The following is a 21,679-nucleotide window of genomic DNA, read 5'->3' as shown; positions in this document are numbered from 1 at the left end:
TCGCAAGAGTGACATTCGCTTTTTCTTCGTCCGATTACTCAGCCAATGCGGAAGAATGTCCTATTGCATCAACTGCTCAAGAAATGCGGATGATGGACCGGTAAATCTTGCGAGCATTCAGATATGCGAATATCATTATCGGTAATTCGGATGCGGCGCAGTCACGTCCAGCTTGCTCCCGACCAACGAGGAGGACCGACGCATGTCGCGCCGCCACATCAAGAACCAGGCCATCGCATGGCTGCGCCGCAATGGCGAGGCGCCCTATCTCGGGGGCGTGGAGCCGGTGCAGATCACAGCTCGCCTCGGCGCGCGCCGGATCCGGATCACGGACTTCGCGGCGTGGGCCCGGAAATACCCCTTCGATGGGCACATCGGCGACGAGCGTCGAACCCTGATCGACATCAGCGACCTGGACTTCGACCGGTGGGCGAATTCGGTCGTGCTGCGGGAGCCCTTCGATCCCCGCAAGCCGGTGCGGGCCCAGATCCAGGCCATGATCGCCGAAGCCGAAAGACTGGACCCGCCCGAGGCTCGCCGCGGCGCCCGGTTCGGCGATCTTTCGGTGAGCCATGCGACGCGTCTTCGGGGTGCGTTCGGGAAGCAGAAGACCGGAGCATGACCGGGCGGCAGGCTCAGCCGCGCCCGTGGCGCCACCTCATCCCCCCAGGCTGGACCTTCCGGATGGCCTACGACCACCGCGGCGACGGCTCCGCGCTCTTCACCGTGCCGCTCGCGGGCGGGGTGAGCCGGACCTTCCGGATCAGGGCCGGCTGGACGGTGACCTGGAACCCGAAGGTCGAGGCCTTCGGGGAGGCCGCCCTGCGCCGGCTCTACGAGATCAGGCCGGAACTGCGGCCTGCCATGGGCCCGGCCGGGGTCGATGATCCGGCGCCGGCGGCCGCCCGATGATCGCCGCCCCGTCAGATTTCCTCGGGCACGAGCAGCCCGGACCTGACATCCTCGAGCCAGCTCCATTCGGGCGATTTCAGGATGTCTCCCTGAGCATCGTCATGCGCATCAGCCCCCGGAAAGTCCTGGGGCGCCGTTGACACCGTGTCGTTGTGGTATCTGCGGAGCCACTCGTATTTCACTCGGACCGGGTCGGGATGCTCGGCCTGCAGCTCGCGGATGATGAGGTCGCGGTGCCGCTCCATGAACTGGATCCAGTCCGCTGATCTGCGACCGATCTCGCCATATGCAGCGCGCAGGTAATCGAGAAACAGGATGCCGCGATCATCCTCTTTCAGGAGACGTTCGATCTGGCGCACTTCATCGCGCTGGGAGTTCCCCTCGCGCCAGAGAGCCGGGTTTCTCATTTGCTCCATGAGGGAATCCTCTGCGACGGCGATCATCGGGTAGACCACCTCGTTCTCCTCCATGAGGTAGGCATCCGCGAGGGCGGGGCCGAAGATGGGGCCGCAGAAGCGGTCCCCGACATGCATGTCGCCGATCTTCAGGGCGCCACGCAGGATGATGCCCGCATCGATGCATTGAATCTGGATGTGAAGCAGATCGAGCAGTTCCCAGTGGAGGGCCCCATCTCGGTAGTCGGTATCCGTGGTCCGGACCCGGACGATCGCGTCCGAGACGATCTCCGCATGCACCCGGCTTTGCAGCGTGAAATCCGTCATCACCCGGATCTCACCCGGCTCGTCGCCTTGCGCGAACTTCCGGAAGCGGGACAGGTCCCGGGCGATCTCATCAGGCTTTTTCCTGGCCAACAGGGCCTTGAATCCCATGATATCGATGAAGGTGGTAACGCATCTCTCGTAGCCGGCCATGGCGCCCTCGTAACTGTGCTGGTCCAGCTTATGGAGAAGGTCCTCCTGCAGGACAATCCGCACTCCGGTCTTTCGGCCCGGGCGCACCCGGCTCAGCGCGATGGGGCGGCCTCGCCCAGCGCGGCCTCGAGCTCCTCGAGCGCTTGGAGCAGTTCCTCGGGCCCCAGCGTCACGTTCAGTCGGGATGCGACGCAGAAATCGGCATGCTCCGCTCCGCAGCGCACCGGGTTGTGCGCTGAGAAGTGATCGAGGATCTCTAGCCCGGGCAGAAGCGGCGCGAGATGCCGGCGCACCAGTGCGACCAGATCTTGTGGTCGCCGGTATGGCCCGGGCAGCCCTCCTCGTCGAGGATGTCCCGCGGCGCATCGAGCGCCTCGACACGGGCCTCGATGCCCGGAATGGCGCCGCTGTCCTCCAGCCGCCAGATCATTAGCGCCACCGCGTCCCCATCGATGAAGCCGCTCTTGCGCGCGAGGTCGGAGGCCTTCAGCTCAAGCGTCGTCATTCGGACGACGCTCTCTGCGAAAGGGGAAAGATGATCGTGAAGTTCATGGAGTCGGTTCGGTTCACGACATCGGAACCGCTCCGGAACGCGGATTTCGGCAGGTTCGCGACCATCCAGGCATCGATCAGGCCCCAGTCCACCACTGGGCTGGTGGGGTGGTAGAAGAGGATCCTGTGCCCGTCGACCGTCGCGGTCAGCAGGCTGATGCAGACCGGATCGCCGTGCCGGTAACCGACCGTGCAGCCGAAGCCGCTGCGGTGCTCGATCCAGGTCCTCTTGTCGTGATGCTCGCGCCACAGGCGCGAGGCCTCGAAGCGGTTGGCCTCGACCACGCCGATCACCCCATCCAGGAAACGCGCGACCTCCTCGGGGACCGGCAGCGGCCCATTGCCGCGAGGCGCCACCTGCTCCTGCGCGGCGATCGCGGCGTTCAGCTTGCCGAGGTTCATCCTGAAGGCATCGCGCGCCGGATCCGGCGCTGTGGACAGCGCTTCCCCCGCAGCCTCGCGATCCGCCTCGCAGCGGGAACGGTATCCCTTCAGGGTGCGCTCCGCCATGGCCCGCATCGCGCTGTCATCGCAATGCTCCGCCACGAGGATCAGAGCCTCGATCAGCGCGGCCTCCGGCGCCTCGTCCGGACCCTGTCCGCCACACGCGCCGCCCAGATCCGTCAGCATCACGATTTGCCGCCCAGAAGCTTCAGATCGCCCGAACTGATCATGGCCAGCGTCTCCTCGATGCGGTCCGGAGCCACGAAGGCGGCCAGCGTCTTGCGCAGCTCGTTGAGCTTTTCCGCGAAGGCCTCGAGCGCCTTGACGTTCGCCTCGGTCGCCTCGATGCAGGCCACGACCCGCCCGTTCTTGTCCTTGAAGACCTCCGGCCAGGGCGAGACCTCCCAACGGTTGTTGAAGTCGCCCCAGGCATTGAACCTGCGCATCAGCACGTCGCCGTCGAGCGTCACGCCGCGCTCGATGTCGGTCCAGGACAGCGTCACGCCGGCACCGGTGCCGTCATGGATGCGCTCGCGCTCCACCTTCACCATCAGCCAGCGCTTCCAGGCGATCATGTAGCGACGATCGAGCTTGGCGCGCATGGCCTTCAGGCAGGCGTTGAGATCCGTGCCGTATTCCTGCTCCGATGCGCCGTCATCCGTGTCGCATTCCAGGTAGAACTGCGTGGCCAGAACCGCCTTCGGCGGCTCCGAGGCCTCCTCGTAGCGCGACTGCAGATAGGCATGGATCATGACCTTGCGGGTGATGACCCGGCCGTCGGCCTCCTGCTCGACATCGAAGGGGAAGGACTGGATCTTCTTGCCCTTGCCGGGGCTGTGCCTGATCTGGCCACGTGCCATGATGCTCTCCTCGTCGCCCCAATCGAGCAACCTGACTTTGCGTTTCCCTGGCCACCGCCCACGATGGCCTGCTGAGAGAATGAATATGCGAAATTAATATTCCGAAGCGTGTTCATGATCAAGCGCTTTCGCATCCACACGTCCCGCGCCGTTTACATGTCGATGATGCCGGCCCCGGGACTGGGCAAGGCCGACAATGCGGCTAGACTGCAGACCCAGAGGATCACTCTTGCAGAGCCCGTGATGCCCAGGAAGAAGACGCAGGACGAGATCATCCGGGACTTCGCCGCCGCCCACGGCGATCGCTACGATTATGGCTTGGTCGCATACGTGGATTCCAAGACCAAGGTCGAGGTGATCTGCCCGGATCATGGCGTCTTCCTGGTGAGCCCGAACCACCATGCCCGCGGCGTGGGGTGCCGGCGGTGCTTCGATGCCCGCTCGACCGAGACCCGCGAGGACTTCATCCGGAGCTGCGTCGCCAATCTCGGGGACCGGTATGATTACAGCCGAGTCCCCGAGGGCGAGGCGCTATCATACCTGAAGCTCGAGATCCGCTGCATCCGGCATGATGCGTGGTTCACCCAGGCCTACAACGCGCATGTCAAAGGGCACCACGGCTGCAGCCACTGCCGGTCGGAGATACTGTCCGGAGCAATCGACGCCGCCGGAAACCCCGTCGAGGACCATGCGGAACGGACCCGTTCCAGCATCCTCGCGCGTTTCGCGGAGCGCCACGGCGACACCTACGGCTACGACCGCTTCGTCTTCGCCTCCTGGGCCGGCAAGGTGACGGTGACCTGCCGCAGTCACGGCGACTTCCGGATCGCGATCGGCAACCACATCAGGGGCGGCGGCTGCCCGGTCTGCGCCATCGGACGCAGGAAGCAGGGCACGTTCAAGGCGCTCTGCGCCGAACGCGGCGTCGACTACCACACCGCTTTGAAGAGGCAGCAGGCGGGCATGTCCGAGGAGCGGGTTTTCAGCGTGGAGAGCCTCCGCGGCGAGCGGCTCACGACCACCGTCACGGTCGCCGGCACGCGCTATCCCAATGTCGAGGCCGCCGCGAGGGCCCTGCGGCCCGTTGCCTCGACGAACACGATCAAGCGATGGCTCTCCGCGGGCATGGATCCGGATCTCGCCTTCGGCCGCGTTCCGAACCCGGGCCATGGCGACGGGATCATCTACAGCATCGAGCACCGCGCCTCCGGCAAGAAATACGTGGGGCTTACCATCCAGGACCCCGCGCGGCGCTGGGAGAAGCATCTCCGGGACGCCTCATCCAATGCCATCACCGGGGAGCAATCTCTCCATGCGGCGATCCGGGCCTATGGGCCCGACGCCTTCGCCATGACGATCATCGACCGCGGCGTCGCCAAGGTCGATCTCGAGCAGAAGGAGATCTACTGGATCGAGGCGCTGGGGGCCCTGATCCCCGACGGGTTCAACGGCAATCGCGGCGGGGCGCTTGGCGGCGCGAACAGGCGGCCGATCGTCGTCATGGACCTGCCCTTCCCCAGCCGGAAGGCCGCGATCGCATACGTCGCCAAGGCCCTCGGCATCAGCGAGCATGCCGCGAAGAGACGCATCGCGAGAGGCCGCGTCGACGTCCGGACCCCGGCGAGGCCCGGAGAGAGCCTGGTCAAGACGAAGGAATACAAGGCCTGGTCCGCCATCATCCACGGGGCGCTCAATCCGGGCTCGAAGGACCACATCCCCGGCGTGGCCATCTGCGATGCATGGCGGAGTTTCGATGCCTTCCTGGCCGATGTGGGCCCGGCGCCCGAACCCGGCATGGTATTCTCGCGCCTGGACAGGACAAAGGATTACACGCCCGAGAACTGCCGCTGGATGACGAGGGCGGAGCAGGCGAGCGTGCTGAAACGACATCGGCGATCGCCGGCCGCGGACGCCTGACGCGGCCCGAGCCCTGCGCGGGGGCGCATCAGGTGATCCGGGCCGATCACAGTCCGGATCGCCAGGCGCTCAGGCAGCGAAACGGCTACGGGGCATGCTCAACGGCGCGAATGTCCGGGCGTCCGCCCTGCCCCAGCGATCCAGCCAGGGCTGCAGCTCCGGGTGATCCGAGCCCTCCAGGAGAAACCGGTCCGGAAGCTCCGGGAAGACCTCGTTGCCGTCCTGGAACTCCTTGTCGCGTGCGCGGAACATGAAGTGGTAGGGACTGAACTCGGACGGATGGGAGAGGCCTGCGGCACCCACCAGCTCGCCCAGGGCGTGGAGGGTGTTGCGGTGGAAGCGCGCCACCCGGTCGCTCTTGTCGCCCACATCGAGCGCGGCCGCGCGGCGCGGATCCTGCGTGGCGATCCCGACCGGGCACTTGTTGGTGTGGCATGCCTGCGCCTGGATGCAGCCGATGGCGAACATGTAGCCGCGCGCCGAGTTGCACCAATCCGCCCCGAGCGCCATGGCCCGGGAGATGTGATAGGCCGAGACGACCTTGCCGGCCGCCCCGATGCGGATCCTGTCGCGCAGCCCCGCGCCGCGCAGCGTGTTGTGGACGAAATGCAGCCCGTCGAGCATGGGCATGCCCACGCGGTTGGCGAACTCGAGCGGCGCGGCGCCGGTCCCGCCCTCCTTGCCGTCGACCACGATGAAGTCCGGGGTGATGCCGGTTTCGATCATGGCTTTCACGATGCACATGAACTCCCGGCGGTGCCCGATGCACAGCTTGAAGCCGACCGGCTTTCCGCCCGACAGCTCCCGCAGCCGGGCGATGAACTCCAGAAGCCCGGCCGGCGTCGAGAAGGCCGAATGGGACGGCGGGGAGATGCAGTCCACCCCCATCGGGATGCCGCGGGCTTCCGAGATCTCCTTGGTGATCTTGGCGGCAGGCAGCATGCCGCCATGACCGGGCTTGGCGCCCTGGCTCAGCTTCACCTCGATCATCTTCACCTGCGGGTCGGTCGCCTGCTGCGCGAAACGCTCCGCGGAGAAGCTGCCATCCTCGTTGCGGCAGCCGAAATACCCCGAGGCCACCTGATAGATGATGTCGCCGCCGCCCTCGCGGTGATGGCTGCTGATGCCGCCTTCACCGGTATCATGCGCGAAGCCGCCCTTGCGGGCGCCCCGGTTGAGCGCGGCGATGGCCGGGCCGGAGAGCGAGCCGAAGCTCATCCCGGAGATGTTGTAGATCGATGCCAGGTAGGGCTGGCGGCAGTCCGGCCCGCCGATCGAGACGCGGAAGTCGAAATCCGTGATGACCTTGGCGGCGATCGAATGGGTCAGCCAGTTGAACCCGGGCGCATAGACCTGCTCCATCGTCCCGAAGGGGCGCTTGTCCTCCTCGCCCTTGGCGCGCTGGTAGACCAGGCCCCGCTCCTCCCGGCTGAAGGGCAGCTCCTCCCGGTCCCCCTCGATGAGGTATTGGCGCAGCTCGGCGCGCACGCTTTCGAAGATGTAGCGCATGTGCCCGATGATGGGGTAGTTCCGCAGCACGGAATGGCGCCTTTGCCGAATGTCGCGATACCCGACCCAGGTCAGGACCAGGGACACCATCAGGACGGGCGCCACCCAGGGGCTCCAGGCGATCGCCAGCGGCGCCGTGACCGCCGACAGGAGCACCATGAGCGCGAACGGGATGTAGCGGATATCGGTATGCTTCTTCGCCAAGGACTTGCTCCGGAACGAGTTCGATCTACAGGTTGCGAAATTCCATGTATCACGGAGCCGGACGATCCGACAGTGCCGACCTGCATCGGACATGTGACGGATGATCGAAAGCACTCCGTGCGTAGAATATTTCGCATTCATGCCGATTTGCTGTTTCGCATGGCCCGACGACCATGATATATGTGAAAAAGAATATCAGAAACACCGGAGATACGCCCTGATGTCCCAACGTTCCACGCTGTCCTACTTCGGATGGTCCTTTGCGGTCACCGCGATCGGCCTCGTCCTCGCGGCCGCGATCGGCTTCTACTACGAAAGCTCGATGGCCGGCGCGCTGTCCTTCCTGTTCATCGCGGCGGTGTTGTCGGTGCTGGAGATCTCGCTGAGCTTCGACAATGCCATCGTCAACGCCAACAAGCTGAAGACCATGACGCCGGTCTGGCAGCAGCGCTTCCTGACCTGGGGCATCCTGATCGCCGTGTTCGGCATGCGGATCGTGTTCCCGGTGCTCATCGTCGTCGTGGCCGCGAATATCGGGCCGATCGAGGCGCTGCGCCTGGCTGCTACCGACCCCGAAGGCTATGCGGCGATCGTGGGCGCGGCCCATCTGCAGATCGCGGCCTTCGGCGGCACCTTCCTGATGATGGTGGCGCTGAGCTTCTTCCTGGACGGCGACAAGGAGGTCCACTGGGTGCCGGGCATCGAGGCCCTGCTGGCCAAGGCCGGCGGCGCGAAGGGCTTCGAGGTGCTGGTGACCCTGGCGGTGATCTTCACCTTCCATTCCTACCTGGAGGGCGCCGAGGCCCAGACCTTCCTGATGTCGGCGCTGTGGGGCATGATCACCTTCCTGGCCGTGGAGCTGGTCGGCCATCTGCTCGACGCGCAGCAGGAGGCCACGAAAGCGGCGGCTCAGGGCGGCTTCGGCGCCTTCCTCTACCTGGAGGTCCTGGATGCCTCGTTCAGCTTCGACGGCGTGATCGGCGCCTTCGCCCTGACGCAGAACCTGTTCCTTATCGCGATCGGCCTGGGCATCGGCGCCATGTATGTCCGCTCGATGACCATCATGCTGGTCGAGAAGGGCACGCTGGGCGAATACCGCTACCTGGAGCACGGCGCCTTCTGGTCGATCCTGATCCTGTCCGGCGTGATGTTCTCGGCCTCCTTCGTCCACATCCCGGAGGTCTTCACCGGCCTGTTCGGCGCCGTCCTGATCGGCATCGCGCTGTGGTCCTCGATCCGCTGGAACAAGGCGAATCCCGAGGATGAGGCGGAGCCTGCCGAGGCCATCCCGGTCGTCTGATCGATCTGCCTCCCCCGTGGCGCATGCGGCCTCCCGCATGCGCCTTGTGCCGACCATTCATTCAACAAGGACCAGATCCGTGTCGATCTTCGAACGCTAATTTTCGTGCTTCGCAATTCCGTTCGGATTGGCCGTGCTCTTTCTCGCCCTCAAAGACAGGTCCGGGGAGCTTCTCGAGGTCTTGGTGACGCTCCTCGTCGCCACCTGCTCGATCCTCACGGCGCTGGGAACGGCAATCATTCCGGGTTCGGTCCTCGAGAACGGGCCTGTCATCGCTCTTCTCTGCGCTGCCTGCCTGGCAACGGGCACCTGTGTGCTGGGCAAGTTTGAGAAGGAGCTGCAGAAAATCCTCGACGTGGGCATGCCGGCGGACCTGACCGATAGAGAGAAGGCAGAACGCAAGGCGACCTATCGTGCGACGTGTCGGAGGACCGCGAGCCTGGGAAGGCTCACCTTCGTCGTGACCTGCGCTTTGCATGTCGGCGCCTGTCTCCACGTCTTCATCGCTGCCGCATATCTGTCGGAGCAGCTCTTTCTGCCGGTTGAACACCCCGCATTCAGCGACAGTGTCGTCCCGGTATTTATGTTCGTGAGCGGCATTGTGGGCTTCTGCGTCGCCCTTGCCGCTCCCTGGAACATCTTGAATGCGCGCCGAGCTCGCGATCTGCTTCTTTCGGAACTTGAGGGTCGCAAGGCATGAGTCGTCTCCCGGGATCATTCTGATCGGGGCGCCAACTCCCTCGCAAAACATTGCCCAGGCCCGCGAACCTCTGTTCGCGGGCCTTACGCAGTGATGACTGCATTTTTCATTTTCGCAGATTCCTGGTAGGATTGCTGCAAGCTGGAGATCCGACATGCCCCGAGCCACCGACCTCACGATCACCGACCGGTTCAGGAGCGGCCGCCCCCGAAAGGGCGAGGCGGTCTTCCCGGATGGAAGCTCCGCACGATGGGAGCGTGGCGAGTATGGACTCGTCCGGGCCCAGGACGACCCGGAAAGGATGAAGAAGACCTATCTGACTGTCGAGCAGCGGCGATGGCTGCGCGCGGCCCTGGGCAAGGACCCCCATGAGGCCGAGGCCCGGCTGTCCCGCCGCGGCGAGCAGGCCTCCCCCTGGCCTCTGGAGGCGCTGCCGAAGCCCGGGGAGGAAGTCCGCTTCGGAGGGGTGAGATTCATCAACCCGCTGTCGGAGAGCGGATACCGCATGGCCATGGATCTGCGGGAGGCCGCGCTTGCGGGTGACAACTTCCGTGCGATGATGCGCTCGATCCGCGACGCCGGCTACGACGTCCTGCCCCAGATCAGGCAGGAGGAGGACGGCTCCCATACCTATTCCGGGATGCGCTTCACGAAGGACGGGCAGCATCTGAGCGCCTCGCAGGCCAGCCTCATGATCCGGCCGACCCCGGGCCAGGATCGTGCGCCGGTCTTGGCAGAGGACGGCGCCTGGCTTCTGGAGATGCGGAAGGATTACCTGGCCCGCCACCGCGACATGCTCCTCGCCCAGAGCCGCATGCGCGTCGAGGTCACGGAGATCGTCGAAGGGGCCCGGACCGGCCCCGAGGCTGCGCAACGCCTCGACGAGGCCGGGTTCACGACGGCCCTGGCCGGTGAGGACGGATCCCTGATGCGATCATCGGCCACGTTCTTCCGGGACGGCATCGGGGTCGAGATCTCATGGAAGGCGGGCCGCGGCGTGATGCGCGCGGCCCGGTTCCTTTCCCGCCTGGAAAGGGCGCCCGGGGAGCAGCCGGAGGGCGCGTCCCCTGAGCCCTGATCAGGGCTCGGGACCCTCGTCGCGTTCTGGCGTCTGAACATCGGCCGAGGTCCCGTCCTCGCGGGTCTGATCTTCGTCGCCCGGGCCCTCCCGGTCCTCTCCCATCTCCTCTCCGGCCGCCTTGCGACGCTCCCAATCGCGCCGGCTGATGATCCGGAGCGTGCGTTCGCTCACGATCGCGCCGCCGTCGAAGACCTCCTCGTGGCCTTTCTCCGGACCGCAGAGGACGAACCGGACCTCGGAACCCGCGGCGGTGAAGGCCTTGCGGATCTCCTTGAGGCCGAACTTGCCCGGATCGGCAAGCGCCTTCCTGACGGACTTGGCCTGCTTCTCGTCGAGGCTTCCCGCGAGCCTGGCGAAGGTGCTCGAGCGGTTGAGCCGGTCTGCCACGACCCACCCATAGGCCGGGTCCGGCATTGCGATCCGGATGTCCATTCCGACCCGCTCGAGCATCAGCGACAGCCGTCGGATGGATGCGGCCTGGGTGTCGGATCCACCGGTGATGCTGTCGGGATCCTGCCCGAAGGCTGTCGCGATCTCTGCATCCGAAAGTCGTTTCGTCTTGCGGGTGCCGGCGGTCTGCAGGTCATGGAGCAGTTCCGCCGAGGGGGTGTCCACCAGCGGAGGGGTGCCTCCGAAATGAGCGGCCTTGCGCACCGTCTCGAAATGGCGGGTTACCCTGGACAGCCCTGCGGGCCCATCGATCAGAAACCGGAAGTCCCCGCCGGCACGCTGGAGCGCCTGGGCCATGTCCGGAACGACGTCTTCGGTCGGCATTCCGCGCGAGCGTGCCGCGGCCTCCTCCGGTGCCGGCCAGTGGCCGGCATTGCGCAGCAGGATGCCGATCGTCTCATGCGGCACCTCCGAGCTGATGACGATCCGTTCGCCGGAAATGCCGACCTCATCAAGCAGGCCGGCCGGGAAGTGCAGTGCGGCACGGATCGACATTCCGTTCTCCGCAAGCCGCTCGTTGAGCTTTGGCAGATCCGGAAAGGATGCCGAATTCCAGGCCAGTCGCCTGATGCGGACCGTCTCGTCCGTGATGTCGGGCAGCGCATCGGCCTCGGATGCCTCGAGCCACGCCCGGAAGGATGGAGATCGTGCATCGAGCGTATCGGCCTGTCCGGACGGACGCCCGCGCCCTCCGGTCCGCTCGCGCATGCCAAAGTTCTGCTTCATGCGTCTCAGGGCTTCGACAACGTCATTCATCGTCAATCTCCGCTTATGATGCGGCAAATCATCTCCCGCCCATCCTTGCCGGGATGGCCGGTGTCCGTCCGCTTCAGTCAGATACCCACATCTCGATGATGCGGACAATCCGGATAAGCTCACGGGAGCGTTGAACCGGATCCGGCATGCCGAGGGCGCGGTCCCAGGACTTCCGGACGCTGTCCCCCTTCGGGCTCGCCTCGCACAGAAGTTCGATCGCCCCGTCCATGTCCTCGTCTCCCCGCAGGTCGCGGGAAAGGGTCAGTTCAGGAGCCTGTCGCAGGAGGGTGATCGCATCGTCGTATTCATCCCGTCTGGATGGAGACCAACCCTGGCCTGACACGACGCTTCTCAGCTGTTCCATGCGATCCATATGCCCACCTTCTTCGGGCTCGGGGGCCAACCCAAGTCCCGATCCTGACCATGAGGGAAACCGGTTCAGATCTTTCCATGAATCCTTTCATGCGTTTTTTGCGATAGTCAAGCATCTCCCTTCTTCCCGCTGAACGGCTCCTGTCACAACGCGGTGCGGATGCACTGGATCCGATGAAAGTGGTTTGTGTCTTTCGCATATGCTAGGATGGTCTGCATCTGCCGGAAGGAACCGTGGAGGGGATCGGAATGAAGACGAGGGACGATGCACGCGCGAGGTTCGCCATGCTCGGCATTGCGGCCGCCGATCTCGATCGCGGCGACATTCGCAGGCTGGAGAACCTCCTGCAGGAGGCCATGCAGGACGCGGAATTCGCGATGCGCATCGATCGCCGCAGGACCCGCGTCCTGGACAGGGCCGATGGCCGTCTCATCTCGATCCGCTGCCGCGCCGAACATTTCGACGACCGCGAGGCGGTCACCTTCAACCCGGATGGCTTCGTGGGATTCGCGGGCTGGGCGGACGCCCTGAACATCCGTCCTTTCCTGGCCGGGTTCTCGGCATGGTGCGACGAGATGGAACTGCAGCGGCAGATCGCCCCGGAGCCGGAAGCATCCCCCCTGCCGTAGCGGCGCCGCCTACCTGCCCGATACCCAGACCTCGATCGCCCTCACCAGCCGCAAAAGCTCGAGGCTTCGGACCCCGGCATCCGGAATGGTCATGGCCCTCTCCCAGGAGTGGCGGATCGTCTCGCCCTTCGGGTTGGCATCGCAGAGGACGCCGATCGCGTCGGCCAGCGCGCGATCCTCGCGCAGGTCCTCGACGCGGGTGCGGTCCGGGCAGCCCTTCAGCAACCGCACCGCCTCCGCGAAACGCTCGCGCCGCGGGATGTCCTGCGACCAGGCCCCGCCGAAAGCCACGTTCTTGAGCTGGGAAGCACGGTCCATTCGATCCTCATCCTGTTCGCGCAGACGCCCAGGAACCTGCACGTCGTTGCGGGCTTGTAGCCTCAGAGGATAGAACGTAGCAAGAACGTCTGTCATTGATTCTTCGGGGGCACGGATGCGTTTCCGGGTTTTATACATAGATATGAACAGCTTCTACGCGTCGGTCGAAAGCCAGGTCGATCCTGCGCTTCGCGGGGTGCCCCTTGGCATCACCTCGACGGAGGGCGATCACGGGGCCTGCGTCGCCGCATCCTACGAGGCGAAGGCCTTCGGGGTGAAGACCGGGACGCGTGTGCGCGACGCCCGGGTCATGTGCCCCGGGATCGTCTTCCGCCCGAGCCGCCATCGGCTCTACGTGCGCTACAATCTCCGGGTCGCCGAGGTGCTCGACCGTCACGCCGAGCTCTACCGGATCCGGTCCGTCGACGAGTTCCAGATCGCGCTGTCCGGAGAGGCGACCGAACTTCCCGGACTGGAGCGCCTGGTCCGACGGATGAAGGCGGCGGTCCGGGACGAGGTCGGGGAGTGCCTTCGCTTCAGCGCCGGGGCCGGACCGAACCATCTGCTGGCCAAGATCGCCGGGAAGCTCCAGAAGCCGGACGGCTTCCGCTGGCTCGATGCCTCGAACATGCCCGGAGCCATCTCCCACCTAGCGCTGGATGATCTGCCCGGAATCTCCACCGGGATGTCGGAGCGATTGAACCGCGCCGGCATCACGTGCATGGAGCAGCTCTGCTCCCTGGATCCGCGGCATGCCCGCCGGATCTGGAATTCCGTCGAGGGAGAGCGTTTCGTGCGGGCGCTGCAATGCGAGAACATCCCGCTTCAGGACACTAAGTCGGGCGGCATCGGACAGTCCAAGGTCCTGGCGCCCGAATACCGATCCCCGGCCGAGGCCTACCTTGTGGCTCGCTGGCTGGTCGAGAAGGCTTGCGTGCGGCTCCGGATCAACGGCAAGACCGCGGCCCGGTTCGGCCTGTCCGTCCAGACGATCGAGGGTCGGCGCTGGTCGCGCGCCGTCAAGTCCGAGGCGCGGCAGGACACCCACCATTTCCTGAAGCTGAACCGCTGGCTGTGGCGCGAGGCCTGGCCGGCCATCCGGGGGCGCAAGCTCATCACCATCGGCATCCAGCTCGACGAGACCGCGCCGATCTCGGAGCGCAACGGCGATCTGCTGTTCGGGCTGCAGCCATCGGAACGCCATGCCGGGGAGCTGGCATCGCGCGCGATGGACATGATCAACGAGCGGTTCGGAGACGGGACGATCCGCGTCGGGCAGAACGCGCCGCATCCCGGATTCTTCGAGAAGGGTTAACCTCCTGGGCGCTGCGAGGGACGGCGTTTGCCGGGATCGACCCGGTTCCATCCGGCCTCCTGCAAGAGGACCGGGTTGCGGCCGCCATTTGCATGCGCGAAGAGAGTGCTCGGCGAAATCAGCGTGGGAAAATCCAGATCATGTGGCCATTCTCGAAACCCAAGGCCGCGACGCCGGACCATCCGCTCGTTGCCCAGTTCAGATCGAAGCTCGACAGCCCGCGTGCCATCGAATGGTTCTCGAACGCGGCCTGCGGCGCGGTCAGCGGCCTTCCGATCGATGTCGGACTGCAGGTGAACGATGCGATCCAGCTCTCCTACACGATCACCTCGATGACCGGGGCGACCGGCCACGACCTGGCCCGGGCGGCCAAGTCCGGGGACTTCTCCCGGATCAACGCCAGGTTGTGGGCCGGCTCGAAGGCGCTCGTTGGCCATGTGGCCGACAATGCGCGCCTCTATGGCCGCATCATCGAATGGGCGAACGACCACAAGATCCCGGACATGACCCCCTTCCACTCCATGGTCTACAAGCAGCAGGGCGTTCCCAGAAACCTGCGCGACCTGGGCGCGCTCCGCCATCTCATGATCAACGAGGATCATGGCATCACGGAGATCCCCGACGAGGTGGGTTCGCTGCCGCTTCTGCAGGCGATCTGCATCGACGACAACAGGATCAGGACCGTCCCGCGCAGCCTCTACAAGGCCATCTCGCTCCAGAGGATCGATCTCGAGAACAACCTGATCGACACGGTGCAGGATGGGATCGATGCGCTGGTGCATGTTCACTCGATCGATCTGAGTGGGAACCTGCTGCGGAATGTCACCCCGGACATCGTCGGGATGCCTTCCCTGCGGAAGCTGGACATCAGCGGTCAGAAGACGACCTTCGACATCATGCGAGACCGTGACACGCCCCTTTCGAGGGAAGGGGCGTCCGCCCTGTTCCGCCTCGTGAGCACGATCGACGTCAAGTATTGATCGCGGCCAGGCCCGGTCCGGGCTGCCTGCATCGGACCGGGTCCGGCGGGCGGCCCATGCCGGTAACGCCCTCCCGATCAAAGCCCCATGGCGGTCAGGGTCGCCTCGTCGGGCGCTCCGGTCGGAGGCAGGTCGTTCTGCTCCTGCCAGCTGCGGAGCGCGTTGGCCGAACCGCTGCCCCAGACGCCGTCTGGGGTTCCGGCATCGAAGCCGGCGGCGTTCAGCATGGTCTGGATGGCCCGGTAGTCCTCCTTGGTCAGCTCGAGCAGGCTGAAGCCGCAGGCCGCCGCGATCATCTCCGCAACCTGACCGATCCCGGCGAGATTGAAGCTCGCATCATGCGTCTCCCGCTCGTCGATCCGCAGGAAGACCTTATCTTTGTCCAGCAGCTCGCGCATGAAGTCCTGCGCCGGCGTTCCGAACAGGCCCGATCCCTTGTTGCTGGCGAGCTTCGACCAGTTCGCGGTCCGGGCGGTCTCATCGTCGATACGGATCGTCGTCCGCATCGTGCTCGACGAGTAATCCCCCATGATGAAGTTGTCCGTGTCGTAGATGAGCGCGGCCTGGCCTTCCCGGCAGGCGGCCTGGAGCTTGGGGAAGTCCGCCATGAAACCGTTCTCCTCGTAGGCGGAGGCGTTGATGGCAAGCACCTGCGGGCTGTCGTCGATTTCCGCCTTCGTTTCCAGAACGCCCCACCACCCGTGCAGATCGAAGCCCTCGTCGCTCAGCGCCTTGAAGACCTCCGCATTGTAGTCGATCTCCGGATGGTCCGGATCGGCCCATTCGGGTGCGGCCACCTCGGCCGTCTCGGCCTGGCCCTCGGCCGCCGCCGGGGCCGGAGCCTGGCTGGCCTGCGCCGTGGGTCGCGCGGGAGCCGGAGCCGCATCGACGGGCAGGATGCTGCCGTATTTCGCCTCCATCAGCGCGCCGCGCAGGCTGGCCAGGTTCAGCTTCTCGGTCATCACCCGAGAGAGCGCCAACGCCGCCACCAGGCCGCCCGCGCCGGCGCTTTCCGCTTCCGCCTGGGCGATGATGCCGTTCTGGGCCTCGATCTCCGCAGCGATCTCGGCGGCACGCCCGGCATCGGGCGCGCCGACCGGGACGGTGATCTCCGTGACCGCGCCGCCGGTCTCCGCAGCGATCCGGTTCTGGAGGATCGCGCGTGTCAGCTTCAGGGTCTCGATGCGCGCTTGGACCAGGGCGACCAGGAGCCCGCCATCGTAGTTCTTGAGGTCCGCCTCGGCCGCAGCGATCTCCGCGTCGATCCCCGCCATATCCGCGTCGAGACCGGTGGCCTCGAGGTTTGCCGCAGGAGCATTCTGGGCAAGGGCAGGAAGGGCGGCACTGGAGGCCAGGACTGCAAGAACGGAAAGACCTAAGGATAAAGCGCGCATCGTAATCTCCAGGAAAGGGTAATCACGCCGACGTTACCAAAGGATGGCACGAGATCAAGGAGGAATGCCTCCGCCTGTATCCGGCATTCGATACGGGACGGCGGGCGGCCGATATTTCGCATTTCCGGACTCCGTGCTAGGCTCGGCCGACGCACAGCACTGGAGAGGCACATGCCCGGGAGCGCCACACTGACCGCCCTTGCCGGAAGCCGCACCTCGGCCGAACGGATCGTCGATGCGATGGCAGAGAGCCGTTTCCGGGTCCGGGGCGGCGAGGATGAGCTGGCGAAGGAGATCTCGCTCCGCCGGCGTCGCGCCGCGGGAAACTCCTTCGGAAGGGTCGACCCGCTGCTCCTCGAGATGGCGGAGGATTTCGATCGTCTCATCCTCTCCGCGCGCACCGAGCTGGGCATCGCCTCCCCAACTCCGGCGGATCACCTGGCCCGGCTCGAGGAGAACGGTCCCTGGCTCGAGGATCTCGGGGTGACGGACAGCCGGACCTGGGAGATCGTGCCGACCGGCAACGGCCGCTTCGCGCAGGTGAGCCATGAATTCCGGATGATGTCGACGGTGTCGTTCGGATCCGAGATGAGCGCCCGGACGGACAGTATGCGCCGGGACGAGGGCGTCCTGCGCAAGATGCGCGCGAACTACGAGGCGCAATACCCGGCCCCCTCCGACACGCCCGAGCCCTGATCGTCCCTCTCCCGACAATGCGAGACCCGAAATGCGGTTGAAGCCTTCCCTCCTCTACCTGACCAATGATTGGATTGCGGGCGTTGAGCGCCACAGCGCCCTGGATCTGTTTACCTACACGGATTCCGGATACCACGACCATGCCAAGGAGATGCTGGGCTTCGAGCCGGATTACGGCAATCTCACCGCCTACATGATCCGCCGCTTCGGATACCCGAACCATCCCGGAGATCCGGATAAGGACCTGACCGGCGGCTGGCGCCTGGCCACCGGCAAGGAGGATCTGCTGCTCACCGTCCGGCCCACGCCCTCGGGCTCGGGCATGACCGCGCTGAACTTCACGGCCAGCGTGCCCATGGGAGCGAAGCAGGCCTTCCGGGAGTGGCTCGACCGCCCGAGAGCCGAGTGGCAGTCCCGTATCTTCGACGCGATCGAGGCGGAGGGACTCCCGGAGTGGATGCCGGCGCTGTTTCAGGCCATGAAAGACTCTCCTTTCGTTCGGGGCGAGGACTGGCGGGCCCTGGCGCGCGCCCTGCCGATGTTCGAGAGCCGCGGCATACCTGTTCCGGCACAGGGCCTCAGGCGCGAGCTGGCCGGCGTGGCGGATGAATGGGCCGGGATCGTGGCTCGGCACATCGAAACCTTGCCGGATCCCGGGTTCCGGGAGCGCATCGGGTCCTGGAAGACCTGGGACGATACGGATCCCCAGAAGCCCTACATGGCCGCGCTGCAGGCCGCCTTCGACGACCTGAAGCGCCCGGTCTTCGTCCGGGACGTGGCGATCGGCCTGCAGGGCGCGATCACCGACGAGGATCTGCAGCGGCGCACGGCCGCGCCACAGACCGATACCGGCGTCTACCCGGCGGGCCTGATCATTCACAGCGACCCGGAGGCCTTCGGTGATCTGCTCCGGGCCGTCCATCTCATGGGGGATGGGGATATGGGCGCCGGCATGCGCGCGCTGGTCGCGCTGGCGGACCGGGATATGGCCGACCCCGAGCCTTCGACGCTTCCCGAACCCTGAGGTCGTCCGGCGCCGCCAGGCTCACCGCGCATCGCCGGGGTCGGCCCCCTCCATGATCGCACGGACCTGTGCCAGGTGGTGGGTCGCCCTGCGCTCATTGCGTGGTATCAGCGCCTCGACCCCCGCATCACCCGCCTCGTCCAGAACCGCGTAACCCTCGCGGATAGCCCATCCATTCAGCGCCCGTGCCAGGCGCCCCGCCGTGTCACCGTCCAGAACCAGGGTCCGAGCCTCGCCGGCCTCCGGCAGCCGCAGCACCTCCCAATCGGCAGCGAGGCCCCCACGCCAACCGGGCCTGGCCGCCCGCGCGCCCCGATGCCGTTTGGGCTCCGGCGTCATGCGGGCTCGAAGGAACACGTCCCGATCGTCGATACCGATCAGGGCCAGCGCAAGATCGAGAGCCTCGCCCAGGCTCCCGTGGTCCAGGAATCCCGGATCGAGAAGCTTGTGACCCCATTCCACCCATTGGCCGATCTTCGGGATGAGGTAGACCGGTCGATCCTCCAGGGTGGAGGGCCTGTCGAACCTGCTCGGCCGCCAGACATCCTGCATCGGCTGGATCAGGCGGAAATGGATGCTTCGGTCCGCCGGATACTGCTGCAGGTCCAGATGCGGCAACGCCGCCGAGGCCAGCCGGAGCAGGATGTCCAGGTCGGCCGGATCCGGGACATCGTCCTCATCGAAGAGAACCCGGAGGCCCATGCCGGACAGATCCGGATCCTCCACACCGTGATAGGGCTTCGGAAACACGCCCACCGCGCGGCATGGCCCGAGCAGGACCCGGAGATCGCATCCTCCCGCCTGGCTCATGATCGGGGAGAGCGGGACGGATTGGACATCCTGGACCGCGCCGAAGATCAGCCTGGCCGCCTCGGCCTCCAGCTCATCCGCAAAGGCCCGGACCGAACGGATCGCCCCGTCGCGGAACAGGATCAGCCGGGGATAGATGGAGGCCTGGCAGAAGCCGTTGCCGTCGGACAGCGTCAGATCGAGGCCGAGGATCCGCTCTCCCTGATGCGTCATCCCGAAGAGCGGTCGTGCGTTCTCGGACAGATCGGACAACGACAGCCTGTCCTCATCAGCCTCAACCGCGGTCAGCCTCGCCGTGGCCGTGAGGCTGTCCTTCGGGGGATACGGGATGAAGCCGGTATTCATGCCCGCAGCGGGTGCGGACACGGTGTTCGTCGCGGCCTTCAACGCGCCCCAGTCCGACCCGGGCCTGATGGCGGCGGCCAGATCGTTCAGCAGCCTGAGCTTCGTGGGTCTCTGCCCGGAGGGCCAGCGATCCAGGATGCGGTCGATGCCCTTGGAGAGCTGGTCGAAAGCCACGTTGAGGGCGGGTCCGGCGTTTTGCCTGGTCTTCGTCATGTGCTCGTCTCCCGAATGCGCAGCAGGGATTCATTCGAAGCCGTGGGCCCTTTGGCAGAATCCGATATGCGCCAGGATGAAAGCGACATGGATGAGGAAGTCCGATTGCGGCAAACCAGGATCCTTGGGGCCCGGATCAGGTTCGCAGGGTCGGCTTGCGCCCGCTGCGCCGACCTGCTCTCGCAGCGCGCCCGCCCCTATCCCGGAAAGGAATAGTCCATGGGGGGCGCCGCCGTCAAGTTGCCCGATCTCACATGCCGATGCCGATCTCGATGACCTGTGGCGTCTGCGGATCGTCGACCCGCTCCACCAGGTCGCCCGGCTCGATCGTGGCATCCATCCAGGCCCAGCTGTCTCCCCACCAGCTTGCCACATACCATTTCGAGCCGTCCCCGGGCACGGTCCGGTCCAGCTTGACCAGGTCGCCCTCGTAGTCGCGGAAGACCATCCCGTGCTCCAGCTCGTCGCGGCGGGCATACCAGTCCTCCCGCGGCTGGTCCGTGTCGGCGGTCCGATCAGACATGCGCGTATTCCATCTTCTCGAGAACCGGGTTTCGGGTGAAATAGTCCTCCCGGCCGTGCACGCCCTGCCCCACGATCCGGAAGAACTGGCGCTTGCCGCCCTCCGCCTGCGCGATCGGCTCATGGGGCGTGAAGATCCCGATCTCCATCACCTCTCCGGCCCTCATCAGCCGGCCGGTCTGCCGCGGGAACTCGTCCGCCCGATGAGACAGATCCCCGTCCGGGGTGGTGTCGGTGACCTCGGCGTCCCAGAGCATGCAGGTGTCGTCGATGCTGTTGGCGATCAGCACCCGGACATCCCGCTCGAGACGCACCCAGGGCGAGGGTCCCCAGGTGGGATCCGTCGGCCCCCAGCTCAGGCGTTCCCCGGAGACGCAGGCCTCGGTGTGGATGGTGCGATCCCCGCGGCCGTATCCGCGCTGGGAGCTCCCGGCCGCCACGACGGACTCGTCGATCGTGATCAGGCCGATCCGGCCCTCCTCGCCGGAAAGCGCCAGATGCTCGACGATGTGGGCATAGGGGGCGTATTCCTCAGGCAGGCTTTCCGGACGCCCCTGGATGAAGGGCATCATGTAGCAGCGCGCGCCGGTATAGTCGGGGAAGGCCATCAGGCCGCGGGGGTGATAACCCATGGAGGTCTCCTTGTAATACTCTCGGACAACATATCACCCTTATCGGAAAGCGTGTCTTGTTTTCGCATTGTCCAATTCTTTGCAGTTGGGATACTCTGGCAGGCATCAATCCGGAGAATGCTGATGGCCGTGACCCGCATCATCTACACTGGCACGGTCCATCTCGGGATCTGGGGACCGCTCGACCGGCGCTGCGCCGCCGCCACCGACGCGCTCGAGGCGCTGATCGGGAAACGCGGGACGGACGCCTTCGGGCGGGACCCGCGCCACGACCACATCACCGCCTCCGGCTTCGTGGTCTCCCCTGATCGCCGCCGGGTGCTTCTGATGCACCATGCGAAGCTCGACCGCTGGCTGCAGCCGGGCGGCCATTGCGACGGCTCAGCCAATACCCTCGAGGTCGCCCGGCGAGAGCTCCGGGAGGAGACCGGGCTCAGCCAGGCGAGACTGGTGACCCGCGCCATCGTCGACATCGACCGCCACCTGATCCCGGCGCGACGGGACGAACCGGCCCATCACCATGTCGACCTGCGCTATCTCTTCGAGGCGGATCCGGCTCTTCCGATCTCCCGGAATCAGGAGAGCCGGGCACTGGCCTGGGTCGAGATCGACCGGCTCGAGGCCTACACGGACAATCCCGCCCTGCTGGTCATCCGCACCATTGCCGAGGAGCACCCGGCCCGCGCCTGATCCCCCTTGACGAGGGGGGTGTTCGATCCGACATTCATGCCTGTCCGCGGCGCGCAACCTGCGCCGGCCCGCGGCGGCGGCAACCGGGCCTTGCGCCCGGCAGACCGGAAGACGGGACCGCGGCGACGCATCGCCGCAAGAGACCCCGCGGGATGCTCGCCCCGCGGACCAGCAACCGGAC

At 65.9% G+C, this 21,679-nt stretch carries 25 protein-coding genes; 12 read left to right on the top strand and 13 right to left on the bottom strand.

The window, feature by feature from the left end; translation table 11 throughout:
* Positions 1-202: 202 nt before the first annotated feature.
* Together AACG61_RS15700 and AACG61_RS15695 are read left to right on the top strand one after the other, a co-directional pair.
* The gene (locus AACG61_RS15700; RefSeq protein WP_411839901.1) at positions 203-622 is read left to right on the top strand and encodes a hypothetical protein; all 420 of its coding nucleotides are present in this window, start codon (positions 203-205) and stop codon (positions 620-622) included.
* A gap of 62 nt (positions 623-684) precedes the next feature.
* Positions 685-912, top strand: a complete 228-nt coding sequence (locus AACG61_RS15695) for a hypothetical protein (protein WP_411839900.1) — start codon at positions 685-687, stop codon at positions 910-912.
* 11 nt (positions 913-923) lie between these two features.
* Here the strand turns inward: AACG61_RS15695 and AACG61_RS15690 are convergent, their stop codons facing one another.
* The 5 genes from AACG61_RS15690 to AACG61_RS15670 all read right to left on the bottom strand — a co-directional run bounded on the left by AACG61_RS15690 (position 924) and on the right by AACG61_RS15670 (position 3,640).
* Positions 924-1,784, bottom strand: a complete 861-nt coding sequence (locus AACG61_RS15690; RefSeq protein ID WP_411839899.1) for a hypothetical protein — start codon at positions 1,782-1,784, stop codon at positions 924-926.
* A gap of 92 nt (positions 1,785-1,876) precedes the next feature.
* Positions 1,877-2,008: a hypothetical protein gene (locus AACG61_RS15685; protein ID WP_411839898.1), complete on the bottom strand. Its 132-nt coding sequence runs from the start codon at positions 2,006-2,008 to the stop codon at positions 1,877-1,879.
* A 32-nt stretch (positions 2,009-2,040) separates the two neighbouring features.
* Positions 2,041-2,289 (bottom strand): hypothetical protein, encoded by a 249-nt coding sequence (locus tag AACG61_RS15680; protein ID WP_411839897.1) that lies wholly within the window; start codon positions 2,287-2,289, stop codon positions 2,041-2,043.
* On the bottom strand, positions 2,286-2,966 hold the full coding sequence (locus AACG61_RS15675; RefSeq protein ID WP_411839896.1) for a hypothetical protein: 681 nt from the start codon (positions 2,964-2,966) through the stop codon (positions 2,286-2,288). Before AACG61_RS15675 ends, AACG61_RS15680 begins: the two co-directional genes overlap by 4 nt.
* Positions 2,966-3,640: a hypothetical protein gene (locus AACG61_RS15670; RefSeq protein WP_411839895.1), complete on the bottom strand. Its 675-nt coding sequence runs from the start codon at positions 3,638-3,640 to the stop codon at positions 2,966-2,968. The genes AACG61_RS15675 and AACG61_RS15670 overlap by 1 nt, the downstream gene beginning before the upstream one ends.
* Positions 3,641-3,754: 114 nt before the next feature.
* Here AACG61_RS15670 and AACG61_RS15665 point away from each other — a divergent pair, with 114 nt between their 5' ends.
* Positions 3,755-5,557 (top strand): GIY-YIG nuclease family protein, encoded by a 1,803-nt coding sequence (locus AACG61_RS15665; protein WP_411840132.1) that lies wholly within the window; start codon positions 3,755-3,757, stop codon positions 5,555-5,557.
* Positions 5,558-5,626: 69 nt separating this feature from the next.
* Here the strand turns inward: AACG61_RS15665 and AACG61_RS15660 are convergent, their stop codons facing one another.
* Complete coding sequence (locus AACG61_RS15660; RefSeq protein WP_411840131.1) at positions 5,627-7,225, bottom strand: FMN-binding glutamate synthase family protein; 1,599 nt, start codon at positions 7,223-7,225, stop codon at positions 5,627-5,629.
* Positions 7,226-7,490: 265 nt separating this feature from the next.
* Here AACG61_RS15660 and AACG61_RS15655 point away from each other — a divergent pair, with 265 nt between their 5' ends.
* The 3 genes from AACG61_RS15655 (at position 7,491) to AACG61_RS15645 (ending at position 10,348) form a co-directional block, all read left to right on the top strand.
* Entirely contained in the window at positions 7,491-8,570 is a 1,080-nt protein-coding gene (locus AACG61_RS15655; RefSeq protein WP_411839894.1) for a DUF475 domain-containing protein, read from the top strand.
* A gap of 133 nt (positions 8,571-8,703) precedes the next feature.
* On the top strand, positions 8,704-9,270 hold the full coding sequence (locus AACG61_RS15650; RefSeq protein ID WP_411839893.1) for a hypothetical protein: 567 nt from the start codon (positions 8,704-8,706) through the stop codon (positions 9,268-9,270).
* A gap of 301 nt (positions 9,271-9,571) precedes the next feature.
* Positions 9,572-10,348, top strand: a complete 777-nt coding sequence (locus AACG61_RS15645) for a hypothetical protein (RefSeq protein ID WP_411839892.1) — start codon at positions 9,572-9,574, stop codon at positions 10,346-10,348.
* On the opposite strand, the gene AACG61_RS15640 is transcribed toward AACG61_RS15645, so the two are convergent.
* Both AACG61_RS15640 and AACG61_RS15635 read right to left on the bottom strand, forming a co-directional pair.
* Entirely contained in the window at positions 10,349-11,557 is a 1,209-nt protein-coding gene (locus AACG61_RS15640; RefSeq protein ID WP_411839891.1) for a hypothetical protein, read from the bottom strand.
* A 73-nt stretch (positions 11,558-11,630) separates the two neighbouring features.
* Positions 11,631-11,930: a hypothetical protein gene (locus AACG61_RS15635; RefSeq protein ID WP_411839890.1), complete on the bottom strand. Its 300-nt coding sequence runs from the start codon at positions 11,928-11,930 to the stop codon at positions 11,631-11,633.
* Between the two features lie 248 nt (positions 11,931-12,178).
* Between AACG61_RS15635 and AACG61_RS15630 the strand changes: the two genes are divergently transcribed.
* Positions 12,179-12,559, top strand: a complete 381-nt coding sequence (locus AACG61_RS15630; RefSeq protein WP_411839889.1) for a hypothetical protein — start codon at positions 12,179-12,181, stop codon at positions 12,557-12,559.
* 9 nt (positions 12,560-12,568) lie between these two features.
* Here the strand turns inward: AACG61_RS15630 and AACG61_RS15625 are convergent, their stop codons facing one another.
* Complete coding sequence (locus tag AACG61_RS15625) at positions 12,569-12,877, bottom strand: hypothetical protein (RefSeq protein ID WP_411839888.1); 309 nt, start codon at positions 12,875-12,877, stop codon at positions 12,569-12,571.
* 142 nt (positions 12,878-13,019) lie between these two features.
* Between AACG61_RS15625 and AACG61_RS15620 the strand changes: the two genes are divergently transcribed.
* Both AACG61_RS15620 and AACG61_RS15615 read left to right on the top strand, forming a co-directional pair.
* The gene (locus AACG61_RS15620) at positions 13,020-14,192 is read left to right on the top strand and encodes a UMUC-like DNA-repair protein (protein ID WP_411839887.1); all 1,173 of its coding nucleotides are present in this window, start codon (positions 13,020-13,022) and stop codon (positions 14,190-14,192) included.
* 92 nt (positions 14,193-14,284) lie between these two features.
* Positions 14,285-15,172 carry a leucine-rich repeat domain-containing protein gene (locus tag AACG61_RS15615; RefSeq protein WP_411839886.1) on the top strand — a complete coding sequence of 296 codons (888 nt, stop codon included), beginning with the start codon at positions 14,285-14,287 and terminating at the stop codon, positions 15,170-15,172.
* 77 nt (positions 15,173-15,249) lie between these two features.
* Here AACG61_RS15615 and AACG61_RS15610 read toward each other — a convergent pair whose 3' ends face one another.
* Positions 15,250-16,566: a peptidoglycan-binding domain-containing protein gene (locus AACG61_RS15610; protein ID WP_411839885.1), complete on the bottom strand. Its 1,317-nt coding sequence runs from the start codon at positions 16,564-16,566 to the stop codon at positions 15,250-15,252.
* Between the two features lie 171 nt (positions 16,567-16,737).
* Here AACG61_RS15610 and AACG61_RS15605 point away from each other — a divergent pair, with 171 nt between their 5' ends.
* The gene (locus AACG61_RS15605; protein WP_411839884.1) at positions 16,738-17,262 is read left to right on the top strand and encodes a hypothetical protein; all 525 of its coding nucleotides are present in this window, start codon (positions 16,738-16,740) and stop codon (positions 17,260-17,262) included.
* A 31-nt stretch (positions 17,263-17,293) separates the two neighbouring features.
* A complete protein-coding gene (locus AACG61_RS15600) occupies positions 17,294-18,286 on the top strand; it encodes a hypothetical protein (RefSeq protein WP_411839883.1) in 993 nt (330 codons plus the stop codon).
* Positions 18,287-18,307: 21 nt separating this feature from the next.
* Here AACG61_RS15600 and AACG61_RS15595 read toward each other — a convergent pair whose 3' ends face one another.
* The 3 genes from AACG61_RS15595 to AACG61_RS15585 all read right to left on the bottom strand — a co-directional run bounded on the left by AACG61_RS15595 (position 18,308) and on the right by AACG61_RS15585 (position 20,808).
* A complete protein-coding gene (locus AACG61_RS15595) occupies positions 18,308-19,654 on the bottom strand; it encodes a hypothetical protein (protein WP_411839882.1) in 1,347 nt (448 codons plus the stop codon).
* 250 nt (positions 19,655-19,904) lie between these two features.
* Positions 19,905-20,177, bottom strand: coding sequence for a hypothetical protein (locus AACG61_RS15590; protein WP_411839881.1), 273 nt, complete (start codon positions 20,175-20,177; stop codon positions 19,905-19,907).
* A complete protein-coding gene (locus AACG61_RS15585; RefSeq protein ID WP_411839880.1) occupies positions 20,170-20,808 on the bottom strand; it encodes a hypothetical protein in 639 nt (212 codons plus the stop codon). The genes AACG61_RS15590 and AACG61_RS15585 overlap by 8 nt, the downstream gene beginning before the upstream one ends.
* Positions 20,809-20,931: 123 nt before the next feature.
* On the opposite strand from AACG61_RS15585, the gene AACG61_RS15580 reads away from it, so the two are divergent.
* Positions 20,932-21,498 carry an NUDIX hydrolase gene (locus AACG61_RS15580; RefSeq protein WP_411839879.1) on the top strand — a complete coding sequence of 189 codons (567 nt, stop codon included), beginning with the start codon at positions 20,932-20,934 and terminating at the stop codon, positions 21,496-21,498.
* Positions 21,499-21,679: the final 181 nt, after the last annotated feature.

Origin of the sequence: Paracoccus sp. ME4 (assembly GCF_046736325.1) — a bacterium.
GTDB lineage: Bacteria > Pseudomonadota > Alphaproteobacteria > Rhodobacterales > Rhodobacteraceae > Paracoccus.
The sequence above is the reverse complement of the archived record's forward strand: the minus strand, read 5'-3'. Positions and strand labels throughout refer to the sequence as shown.

Bases quoted from the DNA above. Each gene is read 5' to 3' on its own strand.
- AACG61_RS15700 (WP_411839901.1), top strand. From the start codon at position 203: ATGTCGCGCCGCCACATCAAGAACCAGGCCATCGCATGGCTGCGCCGC.
- AACG61_RS15695 (WP_411839900.1), top strand. From the start codon at position 685: ATGGCCTACGACCACCGCGGCGACGGCTCCGCGCTCTTCACCGTGCCG.
- AACG61_RS15690 (WP_411839899.1), bottom strand. From the start codon at position 1,784: ATGGCCGGCTACGAGAGATGCGTTACCACCTTCATCGATATCATGGGA.
- AACG61_RS15680 (WP_411839897.1), bottom strand. From the start codon at position 2,289: ATGACGACGCTTGAGCTGAAGGCCTCCGACCTCGCGCGCAAGAGCGGC.
- AACG61_RS15675 (WP_411839896.1), bottom strand. From the start codon at position 2,966: ATGCTGACGGATCTGGGCGGCGCGTGTGGCGGACAGGGTCCGGACGAG.
- AACG61_RS15670 (WP_411839895.1), bottom strand. From the start codon at position 3,640: ATGGCACGTGGCCAGATCAGGCACAGCCCCGGCAAGGGCAAGAAGATC.
- AACG61_RS15665 (WP_411840132.1), top strand. From the start codon at position 3,755: ATGATCAAGCGCTTTCGCATCCACACGTCCCGCGCCGTTTACATGTCG.
- AACG61_RS15660 (WP_411840131.1), bottom strand. From the start codon at position 7,225: ATGGTGCTCCTGTCGGCGGTCACGGCGCCGCTGGCGATCGCCTGGAGC.
- AACG61_RS15655 (WP_411839894.1), top strand. From the start codon at position 7,491: ATGTCCCAACGTTCCACGCTGTCCTACTTCGGATGGTCCTTTGCGGTC.
- AACG61_RS15645 (WP_411839892.1), top strand. From the start codon at position 9,572: ATGAAGAAGACCTATCTGACTGTCGAGCAGCGGCGATGGCTGCGCGCG.
- AACG61_RS15640 (WP_411839891.1), bottom strand. From the start codon at position 11,557: ATGAATGACGTTGTCGAAGCCCTGAGACGCATGAAGCAGAACTTTGGC.
- AACG61_RS15635 (WP_411839890.1), bottom strand. From the start codon at position 11,930: ATGGATCGCATGGAACAGCTGAGAAGCGTCGTGTCAGGCCAGGGTTGG.
- AACG61_RS15630 (WP_411839889.1), top strand. From the start codon at position 12,179: ATGAAGACGAGGGACGATGCACGCGCGAGGTTCGCCATGCTCGGCATT.
- AACG61_RS15625 (WP_411839888.1), bottom strand. From the start codon at position 12,877: ATGGACCGTGCTTCCCAGCTCAAGAACGTGGCTTTCGGCGGGGCCTGG.
- AACG61_RS15620 (WP_411839887.1), top strand. From the start codon at position 13,020: ATGAACAGCTTCTACGCGTCGGTCGAAAGCCAGGTCGATCCTGCGCTT.
- AACG61_RS15615 (WP_411839886.1), top strand. From the start codon at position 14,285: ATGCGCGAAGAGAGTGCTCGGCGAAATCAGCGTGGGAAAATCCAGATC.
- AACG61_RS15610 (WP_411839885.1), bottom strand. From the start codon at position 16,566: ATGCGCGCTTTATCCTTAGGTCTTTCCGTTCTTGCAGTCCTGGCCTCC.
- AACG61_RS15605 (WP_411839884.1), top strand. From the start codon at position 16,738: ATGCCCGGGAGCGCCACACTGACCGCCCTTGCCGGAAGCCGCACCTCG.
- AACG61_RS15600 (WP_411839883.1), top strand. From the start codon at position 17,294: ATGCGGTTGAAGCCTTCCCTCCTCTACCTGACCAATGATTGGATTGCG.
- AACG61_RS15595 (WP_411839882.1), bottom strand. From the start codon at position 19,654: ATGACGAAGACCAGGCAAAACGCCGGACCCGCCCTCAACGTGGCTTTC.
- AACG61_RS15590 (WP_411839881.1), bottom strand. From the start codon at position 20,177: ATGTCTGATCGGACCGCCGACACGGACCAGCCGCGGGAGGACTGGTAT.
- AACG61_RS15585 (WP_411839880.1), bottom strand. From the start codon at position 20,808: ATGGGTTATCACCCCCGCGGCCTGATGGCCTTCCCCGACTATACCGGC.
- AACG61_RS15580 (WP_411839879.1), top strand. From the start codon at position 20,932: ATGGCCGTGACCCGCATCATCTACACTGGCACGGTCCATCTCGGGATC.